The organism is Desulforamulus reducens MI-1 (assembly GCF_000016165.1).
In the GTDB taxonomy this organism is placed as follows: domain Bacteria; phylum Bacillota; class Desulfotomaculia; order Desulfotomaculales; family Desulfotomaculaceae; genus Desulfotomaculum; species Desulfotomaculum reducens.
Window position 1 is genome coordinate 2,368,287 of the sequence record NC_009253.1, and the last position, 15,844, is coordinate 2,384,130.

Genomic DNA, 15,844 nt, shown 5'->3' on the forward strand with positions numbered 1-15,844 from the left:
TTATTCCCTGGATCGACTGTCTGCCACCATTGCAGCTATCCCCTTGTCCCAACCGCTGTTAAGGGTGGAACCACCGGCAACCTTTTTCTTCTTTTCTGGGGGGATTATTTCAGTCTGGGGCTTTTGACCTTCCACTTGCAGGTTAAAAATATTCTGGGTTAATTCCGTATATAAATGTCCCTCCGGTGTTAGGGCGTATTGTTTAAGTTTAATTACCGGGTTATGCAAAAGTTGGTTAACAATGGAGTTTGCCAGCGAGCCAATAATTTTTTTCTCTCGTTCCGTCAGATCCCCTAGGCGGTTATAGGCCCGGACCAATTCCCGTTGTTTAATTTCTTCCCCCATCTTCTTTAACGCTGTGATGGTCGGAACAACAAAACGGGTAGAGAGCCAGCGCATAAATTCATTGAGTTCCTCTTCAATAATGCCTTCGGCCTGTACCGCTGCCCTACGCCGTTCCTCCAGGTTAGCATCCACAACGTTTTGCAAGTGATCCACATCATACAACTTTACATTGGGAATCCTACGAACTTCCGGGTCAATATCCCGTGGAACCGCAATATCGATCATCATGATGGGTTGATCCACCCGTTGCTCCATTACCTTCTGCATGTCAGATGTTTTAATTACGTAATGCTGGGCTGCAGTGCTGGAAATGACAATATCAGCACGGTTCATGTATTGAAACAATTGATCAAATTTAACCGCAGTTCCATCAAATTTTTCCGCCAGTTGAACCGCCCTGTCATAGGACCGATTGGATACAATCACACTGGAAACCCCGTTGGCCACCAGATTTACCACCGTTAATTCACTCATCTCCCCGGCACCCACCACCAGGACAGATCGACCACTTAAGGTACCAAAGCCCTGCTTTGCCAGTTCAACCGCAGCATAGGGAATGGAAACCGGGTTTTGATCAATGCCTGTCTCGGTTCGCACTCTCTTTCCAGTGGTAATTGCTTGCTGAAATAATGTGTTTAAAACTACATTGGTGGTTTTTGCCTCCAGTGCCAGTTCATAAGCCTTTTTTACCTGTCCTAAAATTTGCGTTTCTCCTAAGATCATGGAGTCTAAACCCGAGACCACTCGGAACAGGTGTCGAATGGCATCATACAGAGTATGGCAAAAGGTGAAGTTTTTTATCTCAGAAATATCCAGGCCTGATTTCTCAGATAAAAAAGACCACACCGAACTCATCCCTGAATCTAACTCCATTGGGGCTATATATATTTCTGTTCTGTTGCAGGTAGAGACAATGGCGCAACCGTCAATGCCTGGATAAGACATTAGTCTTTTCAACGAATCTTTCATACCCCATTCAGTAAAAGCAAGTTTCTCTCGCACTTCAAGGGGGGCAGTGCGGTGGTTAACTCCGATAACCGCAATAAGCATTTTTAATGCGCTCCTTTACCTGGTCGTACTTTTTCTCTCTCAGTAATTCTAAAATGTCAGATTCCACTAATTTCTTAAATATAGTCCTTCTTGCATGAATATCTTCAATGTCATTAAGTACCTGATTTCGTACTTCCGTAAGGACATCTGCAAACTCTTCATACTCCGTGCCAAATTGCTTTTCCAATTGCCGCCTTATCTTGGCAGCCAGCAGGGGACTGGCCCCACTGGTTGATACAGCAATGGAAAGTTTGCCCCTTCTAATCACAGAAGGCACAAAAAAGTTACTATTGGATGGGTCGTCTGCAATATTCACTGCCAGATGCCCCTTCCTGCAGTCCTCGGTCACACGATGATTGACCCGGGAACTGTTTGTGGCAGCAAAGACCAAAAATGATCCTTCCAGATCAAAGGTTTGGTAGTGCCTTTGTCGGAGTTCCAATCGGCCTTCATCGGACCACTCTTTTATAAGGGGAGTAACTTTTGGGCTTACCACTCTGACTGAGGCACCACACTCCAGCAGTGCATGAATTTTTCGTTCTGCCACTTGTCCACCACCCACAACTAGGCAGAGGCAGTTTTCTAAATTCAGAAAAACAGGATATAAATTAGTCATCTAGATCTATTTAGAACCTCCGAATACCGATAAAATCAGCAATCTGATAAAAGGTTTCTTTAACTGGCTTATTGGGAAGATGAGTTAAGTTTTTCTTGGCTTTTTCGATATATTGCTTTGTGGCATTAAATGCATACTCAATACCGCCAGCTTCTTTAATAATTTCAATGGCTTCTTTTACCTGCTCGTCCGTTTTTTCTTCAATTTCCACCAATTGGCGCAGGCGTGTTCTTTGAGGGCTTCTTTCCAAAGAGTATATCACTGGCATGGTCAAAATTCCCTGGCGCAAATCACCGCCAATGGGTTTGCCAAGAAGACTCTGGTCAGCCACCATGTCTAGAATATCATCCGTAATTTGAAAGGCCATACCGAGATGGTGCCCATATCTTCTAAGGTTCTTGTACTCTTCCTCTGGTGCTCCCACCGCCACCGCGCCTAATTGGCAACTGGCCGCAATTAATAAAGCTGTCTTTCGTTTGATCCGATAGAAATAGTCCCTCCAACTTTGTTCCGCACTATAGGCTGTTGAAATTTGGTGCATTTCACCTTCGCACATCATGACACTGGTATCAGCCAGTACCTGAGCAATTAATGGGTTCTCATATTGAGAAATCAGTACCAGTGATTTGGCAAACAGGTAATCTCCTGTATGCATGGAGATTCGATTGCCCCAATTGGCTTTAACGGTGGGGGTACCCCTTCTGGTTAGGGAGTCATCCACCACATCATCATGTACCAGAGTGGCCATGTGAATAAGTTCCAATGCAACTGCCAAAGGTAAAAGCTTTTCTAAGCTATAATGATAGAACTTACCTGCCAAAAGCGCAAAAGCCGGACGTAAACGTTTTCCGCCGGCATTTAATAAATGAATTGAGGTTTGGGTTAAAAGCGGATCTCGGGACTGAACGATGGTTTTTATTTCATGCTCAACAACCTGAAGATCTTTCCTAACCTGGCTAAAAAAATCGAGCATATATTATCTGTCACCTACTCGCAAAACTTATCTTACTACCACAACTGGTAAATATTCGCCAGTAGTTAAAGAATTCCTCCCTTATTAAACAATACAGGGGTAGCTATATAAAAAATGAATTCAGAGGTATTTTTCCCCCTATGACAAATTCTTATCCCAGCAGGAAAAAATAGTTTGATATTGAAATAGTATTTTTAAAATTAGAAAAGCTTAGCTTACACCATTCCCAAAGGAACTAGAGAGTTCTTAATGTACTCTTTGAGCAAAAACAGCCGGAGCCTAGTTTGCTCTTATGTATGGTAAATTTTATAATTTTTGATAGGCTAAGAAATATGTATCTCTTTTAGGAGGTATTGCTATATGACAAAACGGTTTATTTCCCAAAGGGGTATCCTTATATCAATGGACATAGAAATCATGAAAGACTTCATTAGTGAAGTCTTGGACCAGATTGACGCCTGCCAGTCCCCTCCTTATTATAATCCAAATCTGGATAAGTTGGGACATGAAGTTCTCAGGGCCGCCTTCGAGTATGGTCTGGTTAATCTGGATGGAAGTTGCCCGAATCCAGGTAAACCCCACGACAATCATTCTAAGGACAACAAATCGCAGGGCACAGGTAAGGTTATACCCTTTAGGAATCCTCAACGGCCGTGAACAACGACATCTAGTTTTCCTGTTTCCGGATCAATTACAAACCCATGTACCAAAATTCCTGGAGGCATTAGCGGGTGCTTTTTTATAATCTGAACACTATTTCTTACGCTGTCTGTTACATTGTCAAAACCATGCAACCACCTTTCTATATTAAGTCCAGCATATTCAAAGGTAGTTATGGTTTCTTTTGAAATTCCCCGTTGTACCATATTTTCTAATGTGCGATGGGGATTGATGTTGGCCATTCCACAATCATAGTGCCCGATAACAAAAACTTCTTCTGCCCCAAGCTCATAAATAGCAACTAAGATACTTCGCATAATACTACCCAAGGGGTGTGAAACTAATCCTCCAGCGTTTTTAATTATTTTAGCATCCCCATTTTTTAAATTCATGGCCTTTGGTAGCAATTCTGTTAACCTAGTATCCATACAGGTAAGAATAACCATCTTTTTATCGGGGTATTTTGTGGTTTGGTATTTCTCAAATTCCTTTTGGTCTACAAAATTTTGGTTAAATGCAATAATTTCTTCAAAACGACTCATGCCAGTCACCCTTTACGTTTTACGCTACAGAATAGGATTATTTTATAGCATAGAAAAAACTTATGCTAGCATTTTCCATATTAAATTTATGCAAGAAATAATACTTCAGGGATCTAGCCTAGTGGTCTATTGTTAAGAACCAGTACTGGTTCTTTTGTTGTTTTAGCCGTCTCTTTTGTTTGTTTTACAACCTTCACTATATGCTGATAGGCTTGCTGGGACCCTATTAGCAAGAGATGCACTCCGATAAAATCGATTTCTTTTAGATTACATTCATTATGAAAAACCGAGATAAGATTTTCTAGGCAGGGTAGTAATACCTTTGAAGAGCCTCTTCCCAGGGTAAATACTTTATTTCCCTCTTCATCAATCCCACGGTATATAACCCTGCCCATATCTTTATAGGAAAGCTTATTAAAATAATCAGTCTTTAAGATTTCTTCTTTGGTTGTTATTCTATCAAATGGCAGTTTATTTAAATGAATTGCCGATGCCAGGGAAGAGGAATGGGTTCCCCAAAAACAGTTATAGATAAAAATCATAGTATCACCAAAAGTATTATTAACCTTTTATTCAAATAATAAGCTTCTATATAAAAAAAATAAAAATTTCCTTTTGCCACTTGATCATGATCAAGTGGCAAAAGGAAATTTTTATTGGCGGGAGTGTGTGAGAATCGAACTCACCATGGACAGGAACACTGCCCAACGACTGGTTTTGAAGACCAGGAGCACCACCAGGCACCATCCACCCCCAAAACTTTAAGTTTGTTACACATTTTATTCTGGGTAGTTTATTTTATCAAAAAAAGCAGTTTATTATTATTTTGACTGTTTTAAATTTTACATTATAATTTATGTTAAGTCAAACATAATATAAATTTGACACTTTTAATAAAACTCCTTCTAAATAAAGGCATGCCATTTATTGCCTAAACAGTTTATTCGCCTTGTACAATTTTAACAACATAAAATATGATAAAGAAAAAACATATTATAAAATAAAAGAATCGAAGGCGATTGGGTTAGGTCCGCCTTCGATTCTTTACTCTTTCTCTTCAGTTTTAGGTATCTCTTCTAAGCCAACATCTTCTAAGATTTTGTTAATGAGATCTTTAGACATCGTTCCACCCCCTCTATATTTAAATAATTTTATCACTATCATTTCGAAATGTCAACAGTAAAATTAAATTATTTTCTGTATGAAATGCTTTTAAAGTTTATTTTAGATTAAACGGTATAAAACCCAGCATAACTGTCAAATTATGTACTATTATGTAAATAGTTTCCAACTCATCCACATTATTCACAGGTTTATCCCCACTTTTTACCATTTATATAAAAATAACCATTTTTATATAAATGGTAAAAACATTGAACCCGGCTGTTTAAGCCGGGTTCAAACGGAGAGTTATTTATTAGCCGCTATGGCTACTATTATAGTTCCCAATAGGTTAAAATTTATTAGTCTTCTTTCACATTATATTCCGGTTCTCTCCAGTCTAGTTCCTTTGCAAGTTCCTTGATGGTATCTCTTAACTGGCTTTCCTCGATCTTTAATCCACGAATTTTCGACCTGATGGTCATTAATTCTTTGATCAGCTCATTAATCCTAGTTATTTTTTGTTTATGGCGGTAGGTATTAATATCAGTAATCATATGGATAGTATTTCCTTGCTTCAATTTTTTAACCCGTTATAATTTTTGAGAATTTTCTTTATATATATTATTCCATACTTCTAAACTACAAACCTCTTTTAGCAGCACATCTTTGTATGTTTTTTTACCGGTAAAACCATTTTCAGGATAATCTTCCCCTTGAGGGCTTGCTTGGTACTCTTCGTGGTAAAATAATCTAATACCAGCGTCTTTACACTGGCTCATCCATAAGCGAACCAATTCATCCATACCTGTATTTACCAATTCCGAACGAAAATCCTGGGCAGACTTAGTACTTTCCATACAAATAAAACTCTGACAAACCAGGGATCTGGCAGTATAACTACCACAGATATGCTGCTCCTGATCAAGGAAATGGCAAGCACCCTCCTGGGTAAAGCCCAGACTAATATCCACAGCGCCACCTTCAGCATAAATATAGGTATACTGATCTAAGAAATCCAATAGAGGCCATTCATTATCCAGGACCAGTGCTCCCCCTAACTGATTAATATAGTTTAGTACATCAATACTGGTAAGGGGAATTCTTTCCCAACAGCATTCATCACAGCCTCGACAAGGTGGATTCGTGTTTTCATCGATAAATTTATTGATAGCATCTAAATAATCCTGTACAGAAGCAGTCTCATCTAAAATCTGTAAATCGTAAACATCTTTATTTTTTATAAAAACTTTTACTTTCATAACGCTCTCCCTTTTACAAAAATATTATTTTAACTTTTTGTTTTTTATATATAACCTCTCAGATAGGTTTCAAACAAAATTGACAGGAAATAAAAAAAAGCAGGGTCAATACCCTGCCTTTACTGGAGCGGAAGACGGGATTCGAACCCGCGACCCTCGCCTTGGCAAGGCGATGCTCTACCACTGAGCCACTTCCGCATTAACAATAAATATATTAGCATAGATCATCAAGATTGTCAAATATTTAGCATTTTATTTATTTATATCTGATTATTTTACCTTTCTTTTACTTCTGAAACAAATTTTATCTCCTATTGTTTGCTTCTAATTTATCTGTACCCAACATATGATTGAACTAAGAAAGCAGGGGGGTGATATATGAGAAAATTCACATAAATATTTTTATGCCATCCAGTGGGCTTTTTTTAGATTCACTCTGGAATTATTAGGAAGAACCCCTTACAATAAGAAATAAATAAAAGGAGGCTCTACTATGTATAAAAAGATTCTAGTGCCCCTGGATGGTTCGGAACGTTCAATTAAGGCCCTGTCCCACACTGTTGCGTTAGCAGAAAAATTGGCAGCTAAAGTAACCCTAATGCATGTCGTTCCCAGTTTGCCACCCTATGTTAATACAGCAGTTGATCATTTAGGTCAGGTACAGCAATCTATCATTGAAGAATTAATGAAAAATGGCAAGGAGATGCTAGAACAATTTGTTTCCTCCATTTCAGATAAAAATATAGAAGTGGACACATATACCGTCATGGGCCAACCAGCAGATGAAATTTTAGAAAAAGCGAATCAGGATAATTATGAATTAATAGTGATCGGAAGCCGTGGCTTGGGAGAAATAAAGGGGTACATCATGGGAAGTGTCAGTAACCGCGTCTCTCGTCATGCATCCTGCCCAGTTTTAATTATAAGGTAAAATAGTAGTTTTCCAAAAGGTTTTTCATTATATCAAAAATTAACACCAACCATTGGTTGGTGTTAATTTTTTAAGTCTTTAACAAGCTTGATATCCAATTTTGTTGGATAGTTTGATGGGATTGGTTTGCTGTCTTTAGGTTCCGTTATAACCGTTGAATTATAGGAACTGGGAGTAGGTTCTTTAGTTTGATAGTAAACCATCAATGTATTGCCTTGCAAGTCTATTTTAGAAATAGTTAATTCATACCCACTGGATGGCTTTTCACCCCAAGAAATTTCTACTTCTCGGCAACCTTCTTTTCCAGTCACAACCTCCGCAGTTATATCATTAGTTTTTACTTTAAGGAAAGGTTCTAACCGTTTTATAACGTTTTTAAGTTCCTCTGCCAATACTCCTCGATCCGGCTGGAAATTGCCATCCTCTGTAAGCACCATTATTTTTAAACCAACTAGCAACTTAATATCGTCAACTGCTACTTTGTTTGCTTTGTTCAAATCATTAATTTGAGGACCAACTTCCATTTGCACTTGCCCCTGGGCTTTTCGCTGCAACAGACCACCACAAATTTGGGCTATTTCTTCACGGGTAATAAGCTCTGAGGGGCAAAAACTACGATCATCAGTATGAAGAACCCCATTATATCCTAGGATCATAATTTCATTAGCTGAAGGGTCCGCTGCAACTACATCATCGAAAAAGTCACTAACTTCCGGGGCTTTATAAAAACGAAAGCCATCAAGATTTAATTCTAGAGAGTTAACCAGCAATTCAGCAGCTTCTGCCCTTGTAATATAAGGCAATGTCTTACTGACATTGGTTTTCTTATCATCTACCTGCTGTTCTTGGGCCTGCTGTGTATTATTTATATTTTCGTCAGCTAACCCCGATGCAATGGGCCATAGAGAAACAGCTCCTATCAAGGTTGCACCTATTAGTAAAAATCCAAACTGCCTTCTCATAGATTTCCCTCCCGTTATTTTATTGACGCTGTTAACAACCAATAAGTTCCATGTCACTGTGAATAAAAATTAGAAAAACTTGGCTTCGCCAAGTCTTTAGACGTCGGCGGAGCCTTAGTTTGCCCTTATGCATATCGGAAAGTTTTATACTTTCTGATATGCTAAAAAAGACCGGCATAGTAACCGGTCATATCTGTTGATAACTTTTTCTATTCCTCCAGATGCAGTTTTCCACCTTCGAGACTACTTACTTTGATCAGAGACTCAATTCTAACACCAGCATCCCGCAAAGCCTTACCGCCCCCCTGAAAGGCCTTTTCTATGACAATGCCTACCCCAACTAGTTCGGCATCTGCTTGCTTTACCAGATGAGCTAACCCCTTGAGAGCTTCGCCCCGGGCCAAAAAATCATCCACAATAAGTATTTTATCGTCGGATTTCAAATATTGCTTTGCCACAGAAACAGTTACAGACTCGTTCTTGGTAAAAGAATAAATGTTCGATACATAGGAGTCGCCCAGCGTAGATGGAACCTTTTTCTTGGCAAATAGTAACGGTGTTCGTAGTGCCAGAGCGGTTGTTAAACCAATGGCAATCCCAGAGGCTTCTATGGTTAACACTTTAGTTATTTTGTCGTCCCTAAAACGACGTGCAAATTCTTCTCCGATTTCCATCATAACATTTGGGTCAATCATATGGTTGATAAAGGAATCTACCCTTAATATTTGATCCGAAACAACTTCGGCATTGTTTTCTATGATTTCTTTCAATTGCATATTAACTCCCCCTAATGTCATTATCAGCGTTCTTCACGGTCATAGGGCAAGCCTAATGCGCCTGGAGAACCAACCCGGTTAGCCATAGCCTTTCGAGTTACCATAATTAAAACAAAAATAGTAAAGAAATAAGGTAACATTTTCAAGAAGAACGAAGGAATCATCACACCCATGGCCTGTGCACGAAAGCCAAGGGCATCAATCCCACCAAAAATATAACTACCAAACATCGCCCTAAGGGGATTCCACGTGGCAAATATTACCAGGGCCACCGCAATCCACCCTCTGCCCGCTGTCATATTTTCTAACCAGGTGGGTGCATAGGCCAGTGAAAGGTACGCCCCACCGATTCCAGCCAGCATACCGCCCATAATTACATAGATGTAACGAATTCGATAGACACTAACCCCTAGGGAGTCCGCAGAAGCTGGGTTTTCACCCACTGCCCTTAGGTTCAAACCCGGTCGTGTCCGGTAAATAAGAAACCAGAGGGTTGGCACCAACAGATAGGTTACATACACTAGATAATCGTGATGAAAAAAGATCGGTCCTAAAAATGGGATATCGCTTAAAAAGCCAAGGGTTACTGGCTTAAAGGAATTCACCACAGGAATTCCTATATAGGATTTCCCAATAAAGCCAGATAACCCTGTGCCAAATATTGTAAGAGCCAGTCCACTTACAACCTGGTTGGCCTGCAAGGTTACTGTTAGGAAAGCATGGATCAGAGCCATTGCCCCGCCACCTAGCATAGCAGCTAAAACACCCAGCCACGGATCATTGGTTTTAATGGCAAAGGCAAAACCACTGACAGCTCCCACCAGCATCATACCTTCAACCCCCAGATTGAGAATACCAGATCTCTCGGTCATTACTTCGCCCAGTGCCGCATATAGGATTGGGGTGCCAGCCGTAATGGCGGTGGCCAAAATAGTTATTAATAATTCCTGTGACATTGGCTACACCTCCATCTTGGTTTTGCCTCTATAGACAATTTTATAGCGATTAAATATTTCTCCACCTAAAATAAAAAACAACAAAGCACCTTGTATCATAAATACAATGGCCGCAGGCACCCCACTGGATTGCACGCTATAACCACCAACCTGTAAAGCACCCAGTAAGAAGGAAACAAACAGGATTGCAAAGGGATTTAATTTTCCTAGCCAAGCCACAATAATGGCAGTGTAGCCATAACCAGGACTAATGCCCTGCTGCATCCTTTGAGCAATGGCTGAAACCTCGGCCATACCAGCAAGTCCTGCCATGGCCCCGCTGAGAAACATCACCATGAGAATATTCTTGGTTATATTCATGCCTGCATAGCTTGCCGCTCTGGAACTCTCCCCAATCACTGTTACCTCATAGCCCCAGCGAGATTGCCTCAGGGCAAACCAGAGAAACACTGCTATAACCAGTGCAAAAACCAGCCCAAAATGAACTCTGCTGTTACCCAGTGTTGGCAGAATGGCTGAGGGTTCAAAGGGTTTACTTAATGGAAAGTTCATGCCCTGGGGATCTTTCCATGGGCCAAAAACTAGATAATTCACCCAAAGTATAGCTACATAGTTCAACATCAGAGTAGTGATGGTTTCATTCACACCCAGATATGCCCTGGGAATACCAGGCAGTAAGCCCCAGATCCCGCCACATATTATCCCAGCTAAAACCATTAACGGCAGCATAACATAAGCTGGTAAATGAGAAAAGTTTAAGGCAACCCAGGCAGCTCCAAAGGCCCCCATATGAAACTGACCCTCGGCACCAATGTTCCAAAGCTGCATACGAAAGGCAATGGATACTCCTAAACCACAAAGCATCAAAGGAATGGCTTTTACAATGGTTTCGGACAAGCCGTAGGAAGATCCAACTGCTCCTTCCAACATACCGAAATAAACTGCAAAAACCTGCCCCCAAGTAATACCCTTGGGGGAGGTTAATCCGTTGATATAAAGGAAGATGGCTCCGGTGATCAGTGCTAGAAAAATAGCGGTAAGTGGAATTAAGATCATGCCAGCCAGAGAAGGTGCTGACCGTCTCTCCAGTTTAATCATGATGCCATAACCTCCCCTGATTTTGCCCCTAACATCATTAGACCAATGACCTCTGGTTCTGCTTTCTCCACCGGAAGAATACCCACTAAAGAACCCTTATATAGGACACCAATATTATCGGAAAGTTTCAGTAGTTCTTCCAAATCCTCCGAAATTAATACTATTGCCGCTCCCTTGCTTCTCTGCTCAAGCAGCATTTTATGAATGAATTCAGCGGCAGCAATATCAAGACCCCGCACCGGGTAAACTGCAACAATGACTTTGGGCGAACAGGCCAATTCTCTTGCCAGCAGAAGTCTTTGTAAGTTTCCACCGGAAAGCATTTTAACCGGAGCATCCATGCCTGTAAGCTTAACTCCCACTTCGTTGACCAATTCATTTGTATATTCATTGGCCTTATTACGGTTAATAAACGGACCACTGCCCAGCCCAGGACGGCGATATTCTTTTAAGATAAGATTCTCAACCGCTCCAAGGTTGGGCACCAATCCGGTACCCAAACGGTCTTCTGGAATATAACTGACTCCTTCATCAATAACTTCTAAGGTGGATAGGTTGGTAACATCCTTTTCTTCAATATAAATTTTGCCGCTGGAAACTTGCCGTAATCCTGCAATGGTTTCTGCCAATTCCCTCCGACCGTTCCCTGCTATGCCGGCAATACCCATAATTTCTCCAGCCCTTACCTGCAAAGAGATGTCTTTAATACCTGCTCGACGACTATCGCTGCCAGCACTTAAATTATCTAGTTTGAGTACTGTCTGCCCAAATTTACCAGGTTTCTTTTGGCTGGGAACCACTATATCCTGACCCATCATTAACCTAGCCAATTCACGTTCGTTAACCTCATGCTTTTCCCGGGTCGCAATAGACCTGCCACCTCGTAAAATGGTAACCCGGTCAGATACTTCCATTACCTCGTTTAATTTATGGGTGATTAGAATGATAGATTGTCCTTTAGCTGTCATTTGCCGCACTGTTTGGAATAACTCCCTTGCTTCCTGAGGGGTTAACACAGCAGTAGGTTCATCCAGAACCAAGAGCTTAGAACCCCGGTACAGCATTTTAACAATTTCAACCCTTTGTTTTTCGGCAACAGATAACTGCCAAACCTTTGCGGTAGGGTCCACATGAAGCCCATAGCCAAGAGAAATATCTTCAATCTCTTTTTCTACTTTCTTGGCATTTATAAAGAATTTAGCTTCTTTACTGCCAAGAATAACATTCTCAGCTACGGAAAAAGTGTCGACTTGCTTGAAATGTTGGTGAACCATGCCGATCCCTGCGTCAATTGCTTCCCGAGGAGACTTAAAAATTTGTTTCTTGCCCGAAATATAAATCTCTCCCTCATCAGGACGGTAAAGCCCGGAAAGAATAGACATTAATGTACTTTTGCCGGAACCGTTTTCCCCAAGTAAAGCCAATACTTCACCCTTTTTCACTTGAAGATTTACCCCATCGTTGGCCAGCACACCAGGAAATCTTTTGGTGATTTGTTTCATTTCAACCAAATAATTGGCAGTCAAATCCCTTCGCCCCTTAAATTATGCTGCTGGCGGGTGACCGCCAGCAGCTTATTTATTTAACATGAAAATGCTTGTCTTATTTAGGAATGGTACCCTCTACACCTTCCACAAACCAATCAAGGGAAAGCATATCGGCATCGGACATTTTCTGTCCAGCAGCAACTCTTTCCTTGCCGGCCTGGTCTTTAATGGGACCTGTAAATACATCGAACTTACCTTCAATAATCTCTTGTTTTTTAGTTTCAACAACTTTCTTAATATCGTCAGAAACCATCGGACCATATGGTGCTAAATCAACAATGTTATCAGACATGGGTCCCCAATATTGGTCGCTTTTCCAGGTGCCTGCTTGAATTGCTTTTACAGTGTCAACATAATAGGGTCCCCAATTCCAAACAGCAGAGGTCATAACGGCCTTGGGTGCCATTTTACTCATATCACTGTTGTAACCAATGCCAAACTTACCCTTTTCTTCAGCAGCTTGCTGGGGACCAGGGGTATCCTGGTGTTGGGTTACAACATCGGCACCTGCTTCCAGCAAACTCTTGCCAGCTTCCTTTTCAGCAGCGGGATCATACCAGGTATTGGTCCAAACTACCTTTACCTTGGCTTCGGGGTTTACAGATCTAACCCCTAAAGTAAAAGCATTAATACCACGAATTACTTCAGGAATTGGGAATGCGGCAACGTAGCCAATAACATTGCTCTTAGTAGTTTCACCAGCTAAAACACCAGTCAGATAACGGGCCTGATACATACGACCAAAGTAGGTTCCAACGTTTTCAGCGGTTTTATAGCCTGAGCAATGCAGGAATTTAACATCTGGATACTTCTGGGCCACTTTAATAACGCTATCCATATATCCAAAGCTGGTGGCAAAGATAATTTTGTTACCTTTTTCTACAAGTTCAGTTAAAACACGTTCGGAATCAGCACCTTCTGGAACAGACTCAATATAAGTAGTTTCCAAGCCGGGTATTTCCTTTTCTAAATACTGGCGTCCTGCATCATGGGAATAGCTCCAACCACCGTCACCCACCGGACCGACATAGATAAAACCGATTTTTAACTTATCTTCCTTTTTTCCTTCCTGGTCTTGTGGTTTTTCACTGCCACACCCCACCACTGCAAAGGTAAACAAAAGAGTTAAAACAAGTGCAAAAAACTTTTTGTTTAATTTCATTTCCTAACCTCCTAAAATTTTAACTTATATTGGTTTAAATAGGTTTTTTCCGCTCCCCCACCCCCTGAAAAGACAGCTTTTAACTTTAAACTATTATCAAAAAAACTCGTTTTACAAAACACATAAGAATACAACTGGATTATTTATTACTCAATAGGAATAGATTGGTTATGAATTGCCAATACTCTAGGGTGTAAGCAGTTTGCTTTATAAATATTGAGGAGGAAATACATTGCAAGGTAAGGTTAAATGGTTTAATGCCAACAAAGGGTATGGCTTCATTGAGTCAGAAATTGGTACTGATGTTTTTGTGCACTACTCTGCAATTCAGTCAGAGGGCTATCGTACCCTGGAAGAAGGAGAGCCCGTGGATTTTGAAATTATTGAAGGTACCCGTGGCCCACAGGCTGCGAATGTGATAAAACTGTAAAACAGTCTTATCAATTAAAAAAAGCCCAGCACGATAGGATTCCTCTTAGCAGAGTGAAACCTACCGCCTGGGCTTTTATCCCTCTAGGTGTAGCGCTGTAATACGCCTGTACCGCTTGGACCAAACCAACCTAAAAAGATTGTGGAACCCTAGGTACACTTTCCCTCCGTAGTCGGGCAATTACGGTTGCCCGGTAGAAACACTTAAGCCAATTCCTAAGCATATACGGAATCTATTTCATTATGAGTAAATCCTACCAAGATTATAGACTCTTGTCAACGAGTAATTATTTTTAAAATCGTCAATAATAGACAAGTATTGATACAGTCTTTGTGCACTTGTAGTCAAAAATCCGGGAAATCTCCCGGACTTTTTTTGTATTTAGGCATATCATATAATAACTATTACACTATCCTTCCCTTTCAAGGAGGTTAATAAAATATGATTATCTGCCCTTATTGTCAAAGAGAAATGGATGGTAGTCACGACACTTGCCCCCATTGCGGTGTGACACTAATCTATTTTTATTGCTGTAAACGATGTAACCAAGAATTTGCCGCCACTGGAATCTTAAAATTTTGCCCTCTCTGTGATGCAGATCTATCCTTTCAAATAAACTAATTTAGCCAATCGATACTTCTATTTTTGTACCGTCTCTTATGTAGTAAACAGTTCTAGCTGGTACCTGTACAATTTTTCTCTCGGGATATCTTAATGCGGTTAACTTGCCTCCCATTGCACAAGCAGTATCGATATCAATAGTATTATTTTTAAAAACGGGCTCTTCAACGGGGGTATGTCCATAAACAATTAACGCTTTACCCCGATAATGTTTGGCCCAATCCCTACGAACCGGCAGACCTTCTGGAGTAACATCTCCGGTGGTATCTCCATAAAGACAGAAGCTTTTAATACGCTTGTTTACCTGCCCAATCATTTCTTCCTTTATGCCAGCATGGGTTGCCACCAGATTTCCTGCGTCCAAGATGAGGTATAGTGGGGATGCTTCATAAAAGGAGATGAACTCCCTGGAGAATATATCTCTTTCCATAGGATTTAGGGATTTCAATTCTGCCACTGTCTTTTCCATTCCATACTTGACCTGTACATTGCTGCCTTGAAGATATCTGTATAGCTTATTACAATGGTTTCCAGGAACATACAGACCGTAGCCCCCATGAATCATCCCCATAACCAAACGAATACTTTCCACGCAGTATGGCCCTCTATCACCTAGATCACCTAAAAAAATAGCCTTTCGTCCCGTCGGATGTATATAGCTTTTCTTTTCCTCGCGGTAACCAAGGATATATAAAAGCTCTCTTAATTCCTCTAGGCAACCGTGGACATCGCCTATGATATCAAAGGGGCCCCTTTCATTTTTTCTGTTGATTTTCAAGACAGCCCCTCCTTATTATATTGCAGTCATAAGA

Annotated in this window: 18 protein-coding genes, 2 tRNA genes and 1 riboswitch; of the genes, 4 read left to right on the top strand and 16 right to left on the bottom strand. The window is 40.7% G+C overall.

The features are described from left to right. Genes hemA through DRED_RS11565 form a run of 3 tightly spaced genes read right to left on the bottom strand, consistent with a single transcriptional unit; the run spans window position 1 to window position 2,984 of the window. A complete protein-coding gene (gene hemA, locus DRED_RS11555; RefSeq protein ID WP_011878483.1) occupies window positions 1-1,395 on the bottom strand; it encodes a glutamyl-tRNA reductase in 1,395 nt (464 codons plus the stop codon). Next, window positions 1,370-2,011, bottom strand: a complete 642-nt coding sequence (locus DRED_RS11560; RefSeq protein ID WP_041274599.1) for a precorrin-2 dehydrogenase/sirohydrochlorin ferrochelatase family protein — start codon at window positions 2,009-2,011, stop codon at window positions 1,370-1,372. Before DRED_RS11560 ends, hemA begins: the two co-directional genes overlap by 26 nt. A 10-nt stretch (window positions 2,012-2,021) precedes the next feature. Further along, complete coding sequence (locus tag DRED_RS11565) at window positions 2,022-2,984, bottom strand: polyprenyl synthetase family protein (RefSeq protein ID WP_011878485.1); 963 nt, start codon at window positions 2,982-2,984, stop codon at window positions 2,022-2,024. A 360-nt stretch (window positions 2,985-3,344) separates the two neighbouring features. Here DRED_RS11565 and DRED_RS11570 point away from each other — a divergent pair, with 360 nt between their 5' ends. Continuing rightward, window positions 3,345-3,641 (top strand): hypothetical protein, encoded by a 297-nt coding sequence (locus DRED_RS11570; RefSeq protein WP_011878486.1) that lies wholly within the window; start codon window positions 3,345-3,347, stop codon window positions 3,639-3,641. Here the strand turns inward: DRED_RS11570 and DRED_RS11575 are convergent. The 6 genes from DRED_RS11575 to DRED_RS11595 form a co-directional block, all read right to left on the bottom strand. Further along, window positions 3,629-4,186 (bottom strand): beta-class carbonic anhydrase, encoded by a 558-nt coding sequence (locus tag DRED_RS11575; RefSeq protein ID WP_011878487.1) that lies wholly within the window; start codon window positions 4,184-4,186, stop codon window positions 3,629-3,631. The genes DRED_RS11570 and DRED_RS11575 overlap by 13 nt on opposite strands. Window positions 4,187-4,299: 113 nt before the next feature. Then, a complete protein-coding gene (locus DRED_RS11580; RefSeq protein WP_011878488.1) occupies window positions 4,300-4,728 on the bottom strand; it encodes a DUF3189 family protein in 429 nt (142 codons plus the stop codon). A 115-nt stretch (window positions 4,729-4,843) separates the two neighbouring features. Next, window positions 4,844-4,941, bottom strand: a tRNA-Sec gene (locus tag DRED_RS18800). Window positions 4,942-5,649: 708 nt separating this feature from the next. Further along, window positions 5,650-5,844, bottom strand: coding sequence for a hypothetical protein (locus DRED_RS11585; protein WP_041274600.1), 195 nt, complete (start codon window positions 5,842-5,844; stop codon window positions 5,650-5,652). Between the two features lie 36 nt (window positions 5,845-5,880). Beyond that, entirely contained in the window at window positions 5,881-6,549 is a 669-nt protein-coding gene (locus DRED_RS11590; protein ID WP_011878489.1) for a YkgJ family cysteine cluster protein, read from the bottom strand. A 123-nt stretch (window positions 6,550-6,672) separates the two neighbouring features. Next, window positions 6,673-6,747 (bottom strand) — tRNA-Gly (locus tag DRED_RS11595). A 295-nt stretch (window positions 6,748-7,042) separates the two neighbouring features. Here DRED_RS11595 and DRED_RS11600 point away from each other — a divergent pair. Continuing rightward, window positions 7,043-7,480: a universal stress protein gene (locus tag DRED_RS11600; protein ID WP_011878490.1), complete on the top strand. Its 438-nt coding sequence runs from the start codon at window positions 7,043-7,045 to the stop codon at window positions 7,478-7,480. Window positions 7,481-7,542: 62 nt separating this feature from the next. Here DRED_RS11600 and DRED_RS11605 read toward each other — a convergent pair whose 3' ends face one another. The 6 genes from DRED_RS11605 to DRED_RS11630 form a co-directional block, all read right to left on the bottom strand. Next, complete coding sequence (locus tag DRED_RS11605; protein WP_011878491.1) at window positions 7,543-8,442, bottom strand: protease complex subunit PrcB family protein; 900 nt, start codon at window positions 8,440-8,442, stop codon at window positions 7,543-7,545. Between the two features lie 209 nt (window positions 8,443-8,651). Further along, a complete protein-coding gene (locus DRED_RS11610) occupies window positions 8,652-9,218 on the bottom strand; it encodes a xanthine phosphoribosyltransferase (protein WP_011878492.1) in 567 nt (188 codons plus the stop codon). A gap of 23 nt (window positions 9,219-9,241) precedes the next feature. Beyond that, the gene (locus tag DRED_RS11615; RefSeq protein WP_011878493.1) at window positions 9,242-10,174 is read right to left on the bottom strand and encodes an ABC transporter permease; all 933 of its coding nucleotides are present in this window, start codon (window positions 10,172-10,174) and stop codon (window positions 9,242-9,244) included. A 3-nt stretch (window positions 10,175-10,177) separates the two neighbouring features. Then, the gene (locus DRED_RS11620; RefSeq protein ID WP_011878494.1) at window positions 10,178-11,272 is read right to left on the bottom strand and encodes an ABC transporter permease; all 1,095 of its coding nucleotides are present in this window, start codon (window positions 11,270-11,272) and stop codon (window positions 10,178-10,180) included. Further along, on the bottom strand, window positions 11,269-12,798 hold the full coding sequence (locus DRED_RS11625; protein ID WP_011878495.1) for an ABC transporter ATP-binding protein: 1,530 nt from the start codon (window positions 12,796-12,798) through the stop codon (window positions 11,269-11,271). The genes DRED_RS11620 and DRED_RS11625 overlap by 4 nt, the downstream gene beginning before the upstream one ends. A gap of 76 nt (window positions 12,799-12,874) precedes the next feature. Further along, the gene (locus DRED_RS11630; RefSeq protein WP_011878496.1) at window positions 12,875-13,981 is read right to left on the bottom strand and encodes a BMP family ABC transporter substrate-binding protein; all 1,107 of its coding nucleotides are present in this window, start codon (window positions 13,979-13,981) and stop codon (window positions 12,875-12,877) included. A gap of 232 nt (window positions 13,982-14,213) precedes the next feature. Between DRED_RS11630 and DRED_RS11635 the strand changes: the two genes are divergently transcribed. Together DRED_RS11635 and DRED_RS11640 are read left to right on the top strand one after the other, a co-directional pair. Continuing rightward, complete coding sequence (locus tag DRED_RS11635; protein ID WP_011878497.1) at window positions 14,214-14,411, top strand: cold shock domain-containing protein; 198 nt, start codon at window positions 14,214-14,216, stop codon at window positions 14,409-14,411. Between the two features lie 149 nt (window positions 14,412-14,560). Next, window positions 14,561-14,660, bottom strand: a riboswitch (purine riboswitch). Window positions 14,661-14,852: 192 nt separating this feature from the next. Then, complete coding sequence (locus tag DRED_RS11640; RefSeq protein ID WP_041274601.1) at window positions 14,853-15,032, top strand: hypothetical protein; 180 nt, start codon at window positions 14,853-14,855, stop codon at window positions 15,030-15,032. A gap of 1 nt (window position 15,033) precedes the next feature. On the opposite strand, the gene prpE is transcribed toward DRED_RS11640, so the two are convergent. After that, window positions 15,034-15,810: a bis(5'-nucleosyl)-tetraphosphatase PrpE gene (gene prpE / locus DRED_RS11645; protein WP_011878498.1), complete on the bottom strand. Its 777-nt coding sequence runs from the start codon at window positions 15,808-15,810 to the stop codon at window positions 15,034-15,036. Window positions 15,811-15,844: the final 34 nt, after the last annotated feature.